Genomic DNA, 14,080 nt, shown 5'->3' with positions numbered 1-14,080 from the left:
CTCCCGAGCACAGGGGCGGTGTCACCATGACCGAGTACGAATCGTCCCGCACGATGCCCGCACAGCCCGAGCACGTCTTCGACCAGGCGGCCAACCTCGGCCAGCTCGACGCGTGGCTCCCGAACGCCCTGCACGTGGACGCCGAGGACCCGTCCGCCGTGACCGTGCACGAGGACACCTCCGGCCAGGACACCCCCGCGCTGCTGCGCACCGCGCCCGACCAGATGCGCCTGGAATGGGGCACCCGGGAGCAGGGCGACTACGCCGGATGGCTGCAGGTCGCCGGCATCGGCAGCGGAGCCAGCGAGGTGACCGTGCACCTGTCGTTCTTCGACGCCACTCACGATCCCGGCGAGGAGGCGGTGCTCGACGCACTGGACGACAGCCTGCGGCGCCTGGAGGAGCAGGTGCGCATCCGCGTGGACCACACGGCCGGCTGAGCCGCCGGGCCGGCGTACGCCGTGGGCGCCACGGTCACGCAGGGCCCGCTCGCGGGGCTGAGCCTGCGACTGCCGCCGGGACCGAGCCCGCCGCGGGAGGACTCCGTGGTGCGGGCGGACGGGCCCAGCGACCTCCTGTGCGGCCATGTCACCGACCGCTGCAACACAGGCCTATTTGTTGAGCCTTGAACGGGTCGCGCGCACCGGCGGGCAGCGACCATCTCTACATGTTCCTTATTTGCCACATGCCCCATTTGTCCGACTATCCTGGGCGGCCTTGCCTGATCGGATACGGAAAGGGGACGGACGGGACATGCAGCGCGCACGGTTGCCCGCACTCATCGCCCGGATCGGACAGGCCGGCGGCGCCGAGGCCGCGCGCGCCACCGTGGCGGCCGGTCTGACCTGGCAGACCTGCGCGACGCTGCTGCACATCTCCGATCCCTACGCGGGGGCCGTCGCCGCTCTGCTCATCGTCGAGACGACGGTGGTCGCCACGGTCTCCGCCGCCATCCGCTACGCCGCCGGCTGCCTGCTCGGCGTCCTGGTCGCCGTACCCGGCGCGCTCTACACCGAGCCCGGCATGGTGGGCCTGGCGCTCGTCGTGTTCGCCTCGGTGCTGCTGGCCCGCCACGGCTTCCTCGGGCACCACGGCCTCCACGTGCCGACGACCGCCCTGATCACCTTCGCCCTGGTCCGTGGCCGCCACGCCGGTGAGCTGGCCGTCCACCTGGCGGAGATCGTGCTCGGCATCGGCTTCGGGCTGGCGTGCAGTGTGCTGTTGTTCCCCGCCGTGCGCGTCCGGTCCGCCGAGCGGGCGCTGGACGACCTGCGGCTCCTGGTCGCCCGGTACCTCGACGGCCTGGCCGACGCGGTCGTACGGCGCGAGCGGCCACGGAACAGGCTCGGTGCGGCCTGGGAGGACGACCTCGGTACGGCACTGAACCGGGCGCGCACCGCCGTCGACGAGGCGCACGAGAGCATGCGCTGGAACGTCCGGCCGACCGCCCGGCGCCGCCGCTGGCACCTGGACGACCGGGTGCTGTGCACACTGTCCGACGTGGCCGGGCAGGTCACCACGACGGGCCGGCTGCTCGACGCCCACCCCGACGCGGCCGCGGGCTGCCGCCCCGGCTCCGCCTTCGCACAGCCCTATGCACGCCTGCTGCGTACGACCGCCCTGTGCGCCTACTCCTGCCGCGGCGGCCGGCCGCACCCGGCCCTGCCCGCCGCGCGCCAGGCCCTCGCCCGGCTCGGCACCCCCGGTTGCGATCCACCGGGCACCGCCACCCCGGACCGACGTCTCCTGCGCCCCCTGGAGTCGGCCCTGACCTGCCTGTCGGCGCCCGCGCCCGCCCCGCCCGCCCGAGCCCACCGGCTCCTCGACCCGCTACGGCCCTCAGCGCGACGATGACTTCTCACACCACCGACGTCCCGGACACGACCACGCAGCGGGCCGCCGCACCCACGCCCGGGAAGCCGGGGCGGCGGTTCCCGGCGCGCGGGACCCGCCGCCCCGGCTCCCGCGCGCTTCTGGCCCCGGCCCCCGTGCTGCTCATGGTGGTCGTCGCCCTCACCGACCTGTTCACCCCGGACTGGCTGCACGTCTCACCGGCGATGGCCGCCGTCCCGGTGCTGGCCGCCGCACTGCTGCCGTGGCGGGCGACGGCCGTACTCGCCTGCGCCGTACTCGTGATCACGGGGCTGCTCCAGTGGGACGCCGGCAGCTACGGACGCCCGGACTCCGACGTCACCCTCGGCAGCCTCTTCGTGGTCGGGCTCGCCTCACTGGCCGCGTGCTCCCTGCGGCAGCGCCGGGAACGGCAGCTCCATCAGATCCGTTCCGTCGCCGAGACCGCCCAGCGCGCCCTGATGCACCCGCTCCCCCACCGGATCGGCTCGCTCGCCCTGAGCGGTGTGTATCTGCCGGCCGAGTCGGAGGCGCGCATCGGCGGCGACTTCTACGAGGCCCTGCCCACGCCGTACGGAACGAGGATCGTGATCGGCGACGTACGGGGCAAGGGGCTGGAGGCCGTCGGCGCATCGGCGACCCTGCTCGGCGCGTTCCGGGAACTGGCCTACCGCGAGCCGTCGTTGACGAGAGTGGCGGAGCAACTGGACGAGCGGGCCCGTCGGCACATAGCGACGCTGGACCGCGCGCCGGACGGGGACGGACCCGACGACGTCGGCACGGCCGCCCTGTTCACGGAACGGTTCGCGACGGCGCTCCTGGTGGAGTTCCCGCCCGGTGAGCCGGTGACCCGCATCGTGCACTGCGGCCACCCCGAGCCGTACGTCGTCCACGCGGGCGAGGCCAGACCGTACGAGCCCGCCCGGCCCGGCGCGCCGCTCGGCCTGGGCGATCTGCTGGAGACGGAACCGGTCGCCCAGACCCTGCCGTTCGTTCCGGGCGACCGTCTCGTGCTGTACACCGACGGGTTCATCGAGGGCCGCGACCGCAGGGGCCGCTTCCACGACCTGGCCGCCCCCGTGCAGGCGCACGCCGGCCGGCCGCTGGAGGCGATGGTGGCCGCGCTGCGTCGCGGCCTCGTGCACCACGTGCACGGCGACCTGGACGACGACGCGGCCCTGGTCGTCCTCGAACGCCTGCCGGGCGAGGACGACCGGTGCGTGTGAGCCGTGTCCCACGCCGGTCACCGGCTCGTCGCCAGGCCAGGGCCCCGGCCGCCAACGCGAGGAAGAGGCCCGGGAACGCGATGTTGTGGAACACCCGCGCCCGTACATGGACGGTCACCGCCCCCAGGTAGAACAGCACCAGGCCGACGCCGGCCGCGATCCCGAGCGGGCGTACGCCGAGCAGACCGAGGAGCAGCCCGGCCCCTCCGGCCGCCTTCAGCAGCGCCAGTGCGGGAATCCAGGAGCGGGTCACGCCGACCTCGGCCGCGTTGGCGAGCACGAACGGCGCCTTCGCGAGGTCGGCCGCCGCGATGCCCGCGTTGGCCAGGACGGCGACGTAGGTGACGGTCACATAGACGGGTTCCACGACAGCAGACCTTCCGAGCGAGGGGCGGGCCGGCGGGGTGGTCCCGGCGGGCGTGCCCCAGGTGGTCACAGGGCGTCCCGGGAGCTCCCAGGGGGTGTCTCCAGCCTGCTCGGAAGGCCGGCGTGACGTCCAATACCAGCGGCTATAACCTGATGGAATGGATGTCGACACACGTCTCCTGCGTTCCTTCCTCGCCGTCGCCGAGGACGGCAGCCTCACTCGGGCCGCCGAGCGCGTGTTCGTGTCCCAGCCCGCCCTGACCAAGCAGATCCGGCAGCTGGAGACCCAGCTCGGGGTACGGCTCTTCGACCGCTCGCGCACCGGCATGGCGCTCACGGACGCCGGCCGCGCACTCGCGCGCCGGGCTCCCGAGGTGCTCGCCTCCTGGGACGACGCCCTGCGCGCCACGCAGACCACCGGCCGGCGGGCCGCACGGGTACTGCGCGTGGGATTCCTCGCGAGCGCGGCCAACGAGGCGACCCGGGAGATCGTCGCGGAGTTCGCCCGGCGGCGGCCCGGCTGGCGTGCCGAACTGCGGCAGGCGGCCTGGAGCAACCCGAGCGCCGGGCTGGCCGACGGCGAGGTGGACGCGGCGCTGCTGCGCCTGCCCTTCCCCGGCCAGGCCGCGCTGCGGGTGGAGGTGCTGTTCAGCGAGGCGCGATGGGTGGCGCTGCCGAGCGGGCATCCGCTCGCCGGGCGCACCGGGATCGCCTTCCGCGAGCTGTGGGACGAGCCGTTCGTCGCCGCGCCCGAGGGGACCGGGGCGTGGCGCGACGACTGGCTGGCCGCCGACGAGCGCGAGGGCCGCCCGGTGCGCGTCGGCGCGGTCACCGAGCAGCCCGACGACTGGCTGAGCGCCATCGCCAACGGGTACGGCATCGCCCTCGCCCCGGAGTCCGCGGCGCGGTTCTACTCCCGCCCCGGCGTGGTCTACCGCCCGGTCACGGGAGTGAGCCCGACGCGGGTGGGCGTGGCCTGGTCACCGGCCGACGACCGCAATCCGGTCGTCCGGGACTTCGTCCGCTGCTGTCTGGAGCTCGCACGACCTGTCTGACGGGACGTCCTCGCACGGCTCTGCCCGACACACGGACCCGGGTGTCCGTGTGTCGGTGTCAGTGTCCGGCGCCGTTCTCGCCCAGCTTCCGGACGAGGTCCTGCGCCTTGTCGACGGCCGTGTCGATCGTGTCGCTGTGCTTGCCCTCGGTCTTGTCGTCGATGAGGTCACCAGCCTTCTCCAGGCCGTCGGCGATCTTGTCTCCGTGCGCCTCGGCGATGTCCTCGGCCTCGTCCTTGAGGTTCTTCAGGGCGTCGAACACGTACGGCTCCTCTCCGTCGGTCGTGTGAGCGGACCACGGCCATGATCCCCGCGTGTGAGCCGACGGGGAAGGCGGCTCCGGACGGCGTGCGAAGCATCGGGGGCGCCCCAGCGCGCGAAACCCGCCGGGAAGGCCCGCCGTCCCCTGGTCGGCCCAATGGCAGTGCGCCGGAGGGGCGAGGGACCGTGACGGGTGTGACCGTGGTGGAAGGAATCCGCGGGTGCACCGGTGACGAGGAGGCGGCATGGCGGACGGAGTCGGCGTGGGCGGTGGCGCGGTGGGTGCCGCCCTGGTGGACGGCGACGACGCCGGAGGGCCGCGTGACGCCTTCGAACGTGACACCTTCGAACAGGTGGGAGCCGTGGCCGACGCCGTGCTCTACGAGGGGTACCTGCTCTACCCCTACCGCCGGTCCTCGCCTAAGAACCGGGTCCGGTGGCAGTTCGGGGTGCTGCTGCCCCGCGCCTGGGTGGAGCGGGACGGGCCGGTCGCACCGGGCATCTCCGGTTCCGCGGACTCGTGGTACCAGCAGACCGAGTGCCTGGTACGGGCATCGCGCGCCGACGCGGTCGTCCGGGTCCGGGTCCGCTGTCTGCAGATGCAGGACAAGCAGGTCGAACAGGCCGACTCGACCGGACGGTACCGCCCGGTCGAGTCGTTGCGGACCGCCGACGGCACCGCGCACCTCTCCTTCGAGGAGGCGGTGCCGCGCGAGTCGGAGCTGGTGCTGCCGCTCGCGGAGCTGCTGCGCGGCGGCCGTACCGCCCCGGTGGACGCGGCCGGCGGTGTGGAGTCCGAACCGCTGCCGGGCGGTGCGGGGCGAACGGTGCGGCGGCGCCGGGAGGTGCGGGCCGCGGTGACGGTCACGGCCGAACCGGTCGCGCCGGAGCTGTACCGGCTGCGGGTGCGCACCGAGAACACCGGGGAGGCCGTGAACCCGCGGGCCCCTCGCCACGAGGCGCTGCGGCAGGCGCTGATCGCCACGCACACGCTCATGGGCGGCGACGGCGTGGAGTTCGTGTCCCTGATCGACCCGCCCGAGGGCCTCGCGGAGCCGGCGCGGCAGTGCCGCAACGCCTTCACGTTCCCCGTTCTCGGCGGCCCGCCCGCGCGCCCGGGGAGCGCCGGTGTCATGCTCTCCGCCCCGATCATCCTGCCCGACCACCCCCAGGTGGCGCCGGAGAGTCCCGGCGACCTGCACGACGCCGCGGAGATCGACGAGATCCTCACACTGCGGACCATGCTGCTGACGGACGAGGAGAAGGCCGAGGCCAGGGCCACCGATCCGCGGGCCGCGCGGATCCTCGACCGGGTCGACACCATGCCCCGGGAGGTCTTCGAGCGTCTGCACGGCGCGATCCGTTCCCTGACGCCGGTGCCGCCGCCCGCCGATCGGCCCGCCTGGTGGCAGGAGGGCGGCGACGACGGGCTGTCCCCGGCGACCGACACGGTTTTCGTGGCCGGGGTGGCCGTCGGCGGCGGCAGCCGGGTGCGGCTGCGCCCGCGCGGCCGGGGAGCCGACGCACAGGACATGTTCCTGGACGGGCGGACGGCGCGGGTGGCCGCCGTCTTCCACGACGTGGACGGCAGCGTCCACCTGGCGGTCACGGTCGACGACGATCCGGCCGCCGAACTGCACGGCTGGTACGGCCGTTTCCACTACTTCCGGCCCGACGAGCTGGAGCCGCTCGGCCACTCGGACGTGCTGGAGCCCTCGGGCCCGGCGGGCTCACCCAGGCCGCGGTCCCCGCGGTCACCGGGGCCGGCCGACCGGCCGCCGGAGCGACGGCCCGGGGGACGCCCCTGAGACAACGGCTCACGGCCGGCGCAAGCCCGAGCGGCTGTTCCGCGCCTGCGACGCGACAACCCACGACCCACTCCGAGACCGGCTGCGACGGAGGTTGCAGACATGACCACACAGAGCGGTACCACCGAAGTCGGCGGCGAGCCCGGCCGGGCCGAGGCGCGGGAGGGCTTCGACGAGATCACCATCCTCTGGATCTCGGAGGGCATGAGCTGCGACGGCGACACGGTGTCGCTGACCGCCGCGGGCCAGCCGTCCATCGAGGACGTGGTGCTCGGCCTCATCCCGGGCCTGCCGAAGGTGAACCTCGTCAACAAGGTCCTCTCGCCCAGCCTGGGCGGCGAGGACTTCCTGGCGCCGTACCGGGCGGCGGCCCGCGGCGAACTGGAGCCGTTCATCCTCGTGATCGAGGGTTCGGTCCCCAACCAGAACATCATCGAGGGGGACGGCTACTGGACGTCGTTCGGCAACGATCCGGACACCGGTGAACCGCAGACCCTGAACTGGTGGATCGACCAGCTCGCCCCCAAGGCCTGGGCGGTGGTGGCCGCAGGTACCTGCGCCACCTTCGGCGGGATCCACGCGATGGCGGGCAACCCGACCGGCTGCATGGGCCTCGCGGACTACCTGGGCTGGGAGTTCAAGGCACGCTCGGGGCTGCCGGTCGTCAACGTCCCCGGCTGTCCCATCCAGCCGGAGAACTTCATGGAGACCCTCGTCTGGGTGCTCCAGCACGCGGCCGGTGCCGCTCCGGCACCGCCGCTGGACCACATGCTGCGTCCGCAGTGGCTGTTCGGCAAGACCGTGCACGAGGGCTGCGACCGGGCCGCGTACTACGAGCAGGCCGACTTCGCACGGGACTACAACTCCCCCAAGTGCCAGGTGAGGGTGGGCTGCTGGGGCCCGGTCGTCAACTGCAACGTGCCCAAGCGCGGCTGGATGGCCGGCATCGGCGGCTGCCCGAACGTCGGCGGCATCTGCATCGGCTGCACGATGCCCAGCTTCCCGGACGCCTTCATGCCGTTCATGGACGAGCCGCCCGGCGGCACGCTGTCGACCCTGCTCGTCAAGCCGTACGGCGCGGTCGTCCGCCGGCTGCGCGGGCTGACCAACGACGTGGTGAACCACGAGCCCAAGTGGCGTCACAACAAGCACAAGCTCACCAGCGGTTACGACCCGCACTGGCGTGCCTGACGCCTGCCCACACCGTCCCGCCAACGAACCGCCCGACCCGAACAGCGAGGGGCAGTACCGCAGATGACCACCACCGAATCGCGGCCGACAGGACGCAAACCCGCCCAGATCGTGGACATGTCCTGGGATCCGATCACCCGGATCATCGGCAACCTGGGTATCTACACGAAGATCGACTTCGCCAACCAGGAAGTCGTGGAGTGCCACAGCACCTCGTCGCTGTTCCGCGGCTATTCGGTGTTCATGAAGGGCAAGGACCCGCGTGACGCCGGGTTCATCACCTCGCGGATCTGCGGCATCTGCGGCGACAACCACACCACCTGCTCCAACTACGCCCAGCAGATGGCCTACGGCGTCAAACCGCCGAAGCTGGCCGAGCACATCACCAACCTGGGCGAGGCGGCGGAGTACATCTTCGACCACACGATCTTCCAGGACAACCTGGTCTTCGTGGACTTCTGCGAGGCGATGGTCAAGGCCACCAACCCCGGCGTGCTGGCGCGCGCCGAGCGCACCGACGCGCCCCGCGGCGACGTGCACGGCTACCGCACCATCGCCGAGATCATGAAGGCCTTCAACCCGTTCGAGGGCGAGGTCTACAAGGAGGCGCTGAAGGTCAGCCGGATCACCCGGGAGATGTTCTGCCTGATGGAGGGGCGCCATGTGCACCCCTCCACGCTGTACCCGGGCGGCGTCGGCACGATGCCGCAGCCGAGCACCTTCACCGACTACCTCAGCCGCCTCATGCGGGTCATCGACTTCATCAAGAAGGCGGTGGCGATGAACGACGACGTCTTCGACTTCTTCTACGAGGCGCTGCCGGGCTACGAGGAGGTCGGCAAGCGCCGCATCCTGCTGGGCTGCTGGGGCGCCTTCCAGAACCCGGACGTGGTCGACTACCGCTACGCGACGATGAACGAGTGGGGCCGGGCGATGTACGTCACCCCGGGCATCATCGTGGACGGCAAGCTGGTCACCAACAACCTGATCGACATCAACCTCGGGCTGCGCATCATGCTGGGCAGCTCGTACTACGAGGACTGGGTCAACGAGAAGCCGTTCGTCACCCACGACCCGCTCGGCAACCCCGTGGACATGCGCCACCCGTGGAACCAGACCACCGTCCCGGTGCCGCAGAAGCGGGAATTCGACGGCAACTACAGCTGGGTGATGAGCCCGCGCTGGTACCACCCGGACACCGGCGACCACCTCGCCCTGGACACCGGTGGCGGGCCCCTCGCCCGGCTGTGGTCGACCGCGCTGAGCGGCCTGGTCGACACGCCGTACGTCAAGACGACGGGCGGCGGCATCCGCATCACCCTGCCCAAGGGCGAGAAACTGCCGGAGACGACCCTGGAGTGGCGCATCCCGAAGTGGAGCAACACCCTCGAACGGGATCGCGCCCGGCCCTACTTCATCGCCTACGCCGCCGCCATGGCCCTGCAGTTCCTGGAGGAGGCGATGGGGATGCTCAAGAGCGGCGACACGAAGGTGTTCGAGAACTTCGAGGTGCCGGACGAGTCGATCGGCTGCGGCTTCCACGAGGCGGTGCGCGGCGTCCTCTCCCACCACCTGGTGATCAGGGACCACAAGATCGCCAACTACCACCCGTACCCGCCGACCCCGTGGAACGCCAGTCCGCGTGACATCTACGGCACGCCCGGCCCCTATGAGGACGCCGTGCAGGGCCAGCCGATCTTCGAGGAGAACGGCCCGGACGACTTCAAGGGCGTCGACATCATGCGTACCGTCCGCAGCTTCGACCCGTGTCTGCCCTGCGGTGTGCACATGTACATGGGCAAGGGCAAGACCCTGACCACCGTGCACTCCCCGACGTACGGGGCCAACCATGGCTGAGCCCGCCGTGCGGCTCGCGGATCGGGCGGTGGAGGCCCGGCTCGCCCGGCTCGACGAGGTGCTGGCCGGGCTGGAAGCCACGCCCGGCCCCGCCCTGGAGGCGGTGCGGCTGCTGACCGAGGTCTACGGCGAGGCGCTCGCCAGGGTGCTGGACCACGCGGACGAGCCGCTGCGGGAGCGGCTCGCCGACGACGAGCTGGCCGGGCATCTCCTGGTCCTGCACGGGATCCACCCCGAGCCCCCGGAGCGCCGGGCCGCCCGTGCGGTGGAGAAGCTGCGGCCGGCGGTCCGCGAGCGCGGCGGCGACCTGGCGTGGGCCGGGGTCGACGGGCAGGTGGCGCGGGTGCGGCTGAGCGCCGGTGGCGGGTGCGGCTCCGGGTGCGGTGGGGGCTCCTCGGACGTCGCCGAGGCGGTCCGGGCGGCCGTGCTGGCCGTGGCTCCCGAACTGACCGGGGTGGAGACGGTGCAGGACGAGCGCAGGGCGGCACCGGCGTTCGTACCGCTGACCACGATCAAGCGCAGGGCCGTGTCGCAGGAGGCGCGGTGAGCGCGGCCGGAGCCCTCGGACGCGTCATCCGCTCCGCGGCCGACCGCGCGGCGACGGCCGAGTCCGAGGTCTGCGAGCTGTGCGCGGCCCGCCTGGCCGGGGAGCACGCCCACCTGTACGACACCGGTACGGCCGAGCCGCGGTGCGTGTGCGGCCCCTGCTCGGTGCTGTTCGCCGACGACACGGCGGGCCGCTACCGGCTGGTGCCCCGGCGGCGGCTGCGGCTGCCGCCGGTCGACACGGCGGTGCTGGGCGTCCCGGTGGGTCTGGTGTTCTTCGTCCCGCGCTCCGACGGCACGGTCACCGCGCAGGGCCCGAGCCCGGCCGGGGCCATGCGCTGGGAGGTGGACGCGGCGGCCTGGCGCCGGCTGGCCGGCACGGTCCCCGAGCTCGCGTCCCTGGCACCGGACGTGGAGGCGCTGCTGGTGAACACCGTGCGCGACTTCGACGCACACTGGATCGTGCCGGTCGACGACTGCTACCGGATGATCGCCCTGGTCCGCCGCGAGTGGCGGGGCCTGTCCGGTGGCGGCCGGGTCTGGCCGGCCGTAGAACAGTTCTTCAAGGAGCTGACCGAGCGGTCGTGAGACCCGGAAGGAGAACCGACATGGGCAGCATCCGCGTGGGCCGCCCCCAGGCGAAGCCCGATACGCCCAGCCACGTGCGGGGACTTCACCAGGGCAACAAGGGCCCGTACAAGCATCAGACCGGGCACCACAAGGACGGCACTTCCGATGCGCGCCGTTCCACCGGTATCCACTGGAAACGGCATGACGCCCTGGTGAAGGACATGCCGAACATCTCACCGGGATGAGAGAGCTGAACATGACAGCAATGAGCATTGGCATGCGCAGAAGGCCCCGACGAGCGGAGATGTCGGGACGGCAGCTGCTCGTGGCCCAGGCCGCGGTCGTCGGCAGCCTCGTGACCGCCTTGATCGTCAAGGAGCTCCCGGGCATCCTGCGCGAAGTGCGTATCTACCGGATGACCGGTGGGCTGCGTGCCCACCGCCGGTACCCGTGAGCCGCTCGTGCACGAGCTGTCGATCGCGACCGCGATCGTGGAACAGGCCGAGGAGATCGCCCGCGCGGACGGGGCGGACCGTGTGACCGCGGTGACCGTCCGCGTGGGCGAGCTGGCCGGTGTCGTGCCGGACGCGCTGCACTTCGCCTTCGAGGTGGCCCGCGACGGCACGGCGCTCGCCGGGGCGGACCTGGTCGTGGAGGAGGTGTCGGCGCGGGCCTGGTGCGGTGGGTGTGCCGAGGAGTTCGCGGTCGGCATGCCGCCGTTCTTCTGGTGCCCGTCCTGCGACCGGCCCTCGCAGGAGCTGCGCAGTGGCCGGGAGCTGGAGATCACGGGTGTCGAGGGGTGACCTGGCCCCGCCCTCGGGGCGGGGCCAGGTCACCCGTTCAGCAGATCCGGGGCAGTTGTTCCCCGAGCGGCAGGTCCACCACCCGGGTGCCGCCGAGGCCGGTGGCGACGACGACCATGCCCGGGTGGTCGGCGACGCACTCGCCGACGAGGGCGGCGCCGTGGCCCTGCGGGTGCGCCCGCATCGCCGCCAGGACCGCCTCGGCGTCCCGCGGTGGCACGAACGCGACGAGCCGGCCCTCGTTGGCGACGTACAGCGGGTCCAGGCCGAGGAAGCCGCAGGCGTTCGCGACCTCCTCGGGGACCGGGATGGCCCGCTCGTGCAGCCGCACGCCGGTACCGGAGGCGCGGGCGATCTCGTTCAGGGAAGCGCCGAGTCCGCCCCTGGTGGGGTCGCGCAGGACGTGGATGTCCGTCGTGACCGCCAGCATGGCAGCGACGAGATCCGCCAGGGGCGCGGTGTCGGAGACGATCTCGACGCCGAACTCCAGGCCCTCGCGGACGCTCATGATCGCCACGCCGTGCAGCCCGATGGGGCCGCTGACGATGACGGCGTCGCCCGGCCGGGCGCGCTGCGGGCGGATGTCGACGCCGTCCGGTACGAGGCCCACGCCGGCGGTGGTGACGTAGACGCCGTCGCCGTGGCCGGACTCGACCACCTTGGTGTCGCCGGTGGCGACGGTGACCCCCGCCGTCGAGGCCGCCGCGCCGATGGCCTGAGCGACGCGGCGGACGACGTCCAGTTCCACGCCCTCCTCCAGGACGAAGGCGGTGGACAGGTAGGCGGGCCGGGCTCCGCTCATCGCCAGGTCGTTCACCGTGCCGTTGACGGCGAGGTCGCCGAGGCTGCCGCCGGGGAAGAACAGCGGCCGTACGACGTAGGAGTCCGTGGAGAAGGCCAGGCGGGCCCCGCCCAGGTCGAGGACGGCCGAGTCGGTGAGGGCGGCCAGGGTGGGGTTGCCGTAGGCGGGGGCGAAGACGTGCTCGATGAGTTCGGCGGACAGGGCGCCGCCTCCGCCGTGGCCCATGACGACCACCGGCTGGTCGCGCAGGGGCGCGGGACAGGTCCAGTTCGCGGGGTCGACGGCCGCTTCGGTAGCCAGGTCAGCCAACGGGGTTCATCTCCTCCTGCTGGGACTGCGGCACGCCGGATCCCCGTGCTGCTGGGGTGTTGTTCATCCGGCGGTACAGGTAGTAGGCCGCGCAGGCGCCCTCGCTGGAGACCATGGTGGCGCCGAGCGGGGTGCGCGGGGTGCAGCTCGTGCCGAACGCCTCGCACTCGGTGGGCTTGATCAGCCCCTGGAGAACCTCGCCGGCGCGGCAGACGGCGGGCTCCTCGGTGCGGATGCCGGCGACGTCGAAACGGTGTTCGGCGTCGTAGGCCCGGTAGGCGTCGGACAGCCGCCAGCCGCTGGCGGGGATGCGGCCGATGCCGCGCCAGTTGCGGTCGATGACCTCGAAGACCTCCTCCAGCATGCGCAGGGCGGCCGGGTTGCCCTGTTCCCGTACGGCACGCGGGTAGGCGTTCTCCACCCGGTGCTCGCCGCGCTCCAGCTGGTGGACGGCGAGGCGGATGCCCTCAAGGATGTCCAGCGGCTCGAAGCCGGTGACGACGACGGGCACCCGGTGCTTGTCGGCAAGGTCCGGGTACTCGGCCGTGCCCATCACGCTGCACACGTGTCCGGCGGCGAGGAAGCCCTGCACCCGGCATTCCGGTGCCGTCATGATGGCCTCGATCGCGGGTGGGACCCGCACGTGGGAGACCAGCAGGCTGAAGTTGTCCAGGCCGAGGCGGCGGGCCTGGTGGACGGCCATGGCGTTGGCGGGTGCGGTCGTCTCGAAGCCGATGGCGAAGAACACGACCTGGCGGTCCGGGTTCTTGCGGGCGAGGTCGAGCGCGTCCAGCGGTGAGTACACCACGCGTACGTCACCGCCCTCGCCCTTGACCCGGAACAGGTCCCGGTCGGTGCCGGGCACGCGCAGCATGTCCCCGAAGGAACAGAAGATCACCCCGGGGCGGGCGGCGATCTCCAGGGCCTTGTCGATGACGTCGAGCGGCGTGACGCACACCGGGCAGCCGGGTCCGTGGATCAACTCGACCTTGTCCGGCAGGAGTTGGTCGATGCCGTGCCGGATGATGGAGTGGGTCTGGCCGCCGCAGACCTCCATCAGCGCCCAGGGCCGGGTGACGGTGGCGTGGATCTCGTCCAGCAGCCGGCGCGCCAGGTCGGGGTCGTTGAACTCGTCGATGTACTTCACCGGGCCTCACTCCCGCTCTCCTGCCGGGCCGCCTGCTCCCAGGCGTCGCCGAACTCCTCCTCCAGCAGCCCCAGTTGCTCGAACAGCTCCAGGGACGCCCGGGCCGACGCCTCGTCCAGCCGCTGCAGGGCGAAGCCGACGTGGACGATGACGTACTCCCCCACCCTTACGTCGGGCAGGTACTCGAGGCACGCCTGCTTGCGCACCCCGCCGAAGTCGATCATCCCGGTCAGGGGGTCGGCACGATGGTCGATGGACACGACCTTGCCGGGCACTGCCAGACACATG

Annotated in this window: 16 protein-coding genes and 1 pseudogene; 12 read left to right on the top strand and 5 right to left on the bottom strand. The window is 72.3% G+C overall.

Annotated features, from left to right (window positions below):
- Positions 1-26: 26 nt before the first annotated feature.
- The 3 genes from IO33_RS0106680 to IO33_RS0106670 all read left to right on the top strand — a co-directional run bounded on the left by IO33_RS0106680 (position 27) and on the right by IO33_RS0106670 (position 3,077).
- Complete coding sequence (locus IO33_RS0106680; RefSeq protein ID WP_031161295.1) at positions 27-440, top strand: SRPBCC family protein; 414 nt, start codon at positions 27-29, stop codon at positions 438-440.
- Between the two features lie 313 nt (positions 441-753).
- Entirely contained in the window at positions 754-1,854 is a 1,101-nt protein-coding gene (locus tag IO33_RS0106675; protein ID WP_031161292.1) for an FUSC family protein, read from the top strand.
- Complete coding sequence (locus tag IO33_RS0106670) at positions 1,851-3,077, top strand: PP2C family protein-serine/threonine phosphatase (protein ID WP_051926481.1); 1,227 nt, start codon at positions 1,851-1,853, stop codon at positions 3,075-3,077. The genes IO33_RS0106675 and IO33_RS0106670 overlap by 4 nt, the downstream gene beginning before the upstream one ends.
- A 34-nt stretch (positions 3,078-3,111) precedes the next feature.
- Here the strand turns inward: IO33_RS0106670 and IO33_RS50305 are convergent.
- Positions 3,112-3,444, bottom strand: a pseudogene (locus IO33_RS50305) (DoxX family protein); the annotation flags it as partial.
- A 157-nt stretch (positions 3,445-3,601) separates the two neighbouring features.
- Here IO33_RS50305 and IO33_RS0106665 point away from each other — a divergent pair.
- On the top strand, positions 3,602-4,498 hold the full coding sequence (locus IO33_RS0106665) for a LysR family transcriptional regulator (RefSeq protein ID WP_031161288.1): 897 nt from the start codon (positions 3,602-3,604) through the stop codon (positions 4,496-4,498).
- Between the two features lie 58 nt (positions 4,499-4,556).
- Here the strand turns inward: IO33_RS0106665 and IO33_RS0106660 are convergent, their stop codons facing one another.
- Positions 4,557-4,760, bottom strand: a complete 204-nt coding sequence (locus IO33_RS0106660) for an antitoxin (protein ID WP_031161285.1) — start codon at positions 4,758-4,760, stop codon at positions 4,557-4,559.
- Between the two features lie 244 nt (positions 4,761-5,004).
- On the opposite strand from IO33_RS0106660, the gene IO33_RS0106655 reads away from it, so the two are divergent.
- From IO33_RS0106655 to hypA, 8 genes are all read left to right on the top strand, one after another.
- Complete coding sequence (locus IO33_RS0106655; protein WP_245235716.1) at positions 5,005-6,567, top strand: hypothetical protein; 1,563 nt, start codon at positions 5,005-5,007, stop codon at positions 6,565-6,567.
- A 102-nt stretch (positions 6,568-6,669) separates the two neighbouring features.
- Positions 6,670-7,758, top strand: a complete 1,089-nt coding sequence (locus IO33_RS0106650) for an NADH-quinone oxidoreductase subunit B family protein (protein WP_031161281.1) — start codon at positions 6,670-6,672, stop codon at positions 7,756-7,758.
- 63 nt (positions 7,759-7,821) lie between these two features.
- A complete protein-coding gene (locus tag IO33_RS0106645) occupies positions 7,822-9,615 on the top strand; it encodes a nickel-dependent hydrogenase large subunit (protein WP_031161279.1) in 1,794 nt (597 codons plus the stop codon).
- A complete protein-coding gene (locus IO33_RS0106640; RefSeq protein ID WP_031161277.1) occupies positions 9,608-10,162 on the top strand; it encodes a NifU family protein in 555 nt (184 codons plus the stop codon). Before IO33_RS0106645 ends, IO33_RS0106640 begins: the two co-directional genes overlap by 8 nt.
- On the top strand, positions 10,159-10,749 hold the full coding sequence (locus IO33_RS0106635; protein ID WP_031161275.1) for a DUF5947 family protein: 591 nt from the start codon (positions 10,159-10,161) through the stop codon (positions 10,747-10,749). The genes IO33_RS0106640 and IO33_RS0106635 overlap by 4 nt, the downstream gene beginning before the upstream one ends.
- A 20-nt stretch (positions 10,750-10,769) precedes the next feature.
- Entirely contained in the window at positions 10,770-10,976 is a 207-nt protein-coding gene (locus tag IO33_RS0106630; RefSeq protein WP_031161272.1) for a hypothetical protein, read from the top strand.
- 32 nt (positions 10,977-11,008) lie between these two features.
- Positions 11,009-11,185 carry a hypothetical protein gene (locus IO33_RS50300; RefSeq protein ID WP_209438827.1) on the top strand — a complete coding sequence of 59 codons (177 nt, stop codon included), beginning with the start codon at positions 11,009-11,011 and terminating at the stop codon, positions 11,183-11,185.
- A gap of 7 nt (positions 11,186-11,192) precedes the next feature.
- On the top strand, positions 11,193-11,534 hold the full coding sequence (hypA, locus tag IO33_RS0106620; protein ID WP_031161270.1) for a hydrogenase maturation nickel metallochaperone HypA: 342 nt from the start codon (positions 11,193-11,195) through the stop codon (positions 11,532-11,534).
- A 37-nt stretch (positions 11,535-11,571) separates the two neighbouring features.
- Here the strand turns inward: hypA and hypE are convergent, their stop codons facing one another.
- From hypE to IO33_RS0106605, 3 genes are read right to left on the bottom strand one after another with little or no spacing between them, the layout of a single operon-like run.
- Positions 11,572-12,645 (bottom strand): hydrogenase expression/formation protein HypE, encoded by a 1,074-nt coding sequence (gene hypE, locus IO33_RS0106615; protein WP_031161268.1) that lies wholly within the window; start codon positions 12,643-12,645, stop codon positions 11,572-11,574.
- Positions 12,638-13,792, bottom strand: a complete 1,155-nt coding sequence (gene hypD / locus IO33_RS0106610) for a hydrogenase formation protein HypD (RefSeq protein WP_031161266.1) — start codon at positions 13,790-13,792, stop codon at positions 12,638-12,640. The genes hypE and hypD overlap by 8 nt, the downstream gene beginning before the upstream one ends.
- Positions 13,789-14,079, bottom strand: coding sequence for a HypC/HybG/HupF family hydrogenase formation chaperone (locus IO33_RS0106605; RefSeq protein ID WP_031161264.1), 291 nt, complete (start codon positions 14,077-14,079; stop codon positions 13,789-13,791). The genes hypD and IO33_RS0106605 overlap by 4 nt, the downstream gene beginning before the upstream one ends.
- Position 14,080 lies beyond the last annotated feature (1 nt).

The organism is Streptomyces durhamensis, assembly GCF_000725475.1.
GTDB classification, from domain to species: Bacteria; Actinomycetota; Actinomycetes; order Streptomycetales; family Streptomycetaceae; genus Streptomyces; species Streptomyces filipinensis.
The sequence above is the reverse complement of the archived record's forward strand: the minus strand, read 5'-3'. Positions and strand labels throughout refer to the sequence as shown.

Bases quoted from the DNA above. Each gene is read 5' to 3' on its own strand.
- IO33_RS0106650 (WP_031161281.1), top strand. From the start codon at position 6,670: ATGACCACACAGAGCGGTACCACCGAAGTCGGCGGCGAGCCCGGCCGG.
- IO33_RS0106630 (WP_031161272.1), top strand. From the start codon at position 10,770: ATGGGCAGCATCCGCGTGGGCCGCCCCCAGGCGAAGCCCGATACGCCC.
- IO33_RS0106645 (WP_031161279.1), top strand. From the start codon at position 7,822: ATGACCACCACCGAATCGCGGCCGACAGGACGCAAACCCGCCCAGATC.
- IO33_RS0106655 (WP_245235716.1), top strand. From the start codon at position 5,005: ATGGCGGACGGAGTCGGCGTGGGCGGTGGCGCGGTGGGTGCCGCCCTG.
- IO33_RS0106675 (WP_031161292.1), top strand. From the start codon at position 754: ATGCAGCGCGCACGGTTGCCCGCACTCATCGCCCGGATCGGACAGGCC.
- IO33_RS0106680 (WP_031161295.1), top strand. From the start codon at position 27: ATGACCGAGTACGAATCGTCCCGCACGATGCCCGCACAGCCCGAGCAC.
- IO33_RS50300 (WP_209438827.1), top strand. From the start codon at position 11,009: ATGCGCAGAAGGCCCCGACGAGCGGAGATGTCGGGACGGCAGCTGCTC.
- IO33_RS0106665 (WP_031161288.1), top strand. From the start codon at position 3,602: ATGGATGTCGACACACGTCTCCTGCGTTCCTTCCTCGCCGTCGCCGAG.
- IO33_RS0106640 (WP_031161277.1), top strand. From the start codon at position 9,608: ATGGCTGAGCCCGCCGTGCGGCTCGCGGATCGGGCGGTGGAGGCCCGG.
- IO33_RS0106670 (WP_051926481.1), top strand. From the start codon at position 1,851: ATGACTTCTCACACCACCGACGTCCCGGACACGACCACGCAGCGGGCC.
- IO33_RS0106605 (WP_031161264.1), bottom strand. From the start codon at position 14,079: ATGTGTCTGGCAGTGCCCGGCAAGGTCGTGTCCATCGACCATCGTGCC.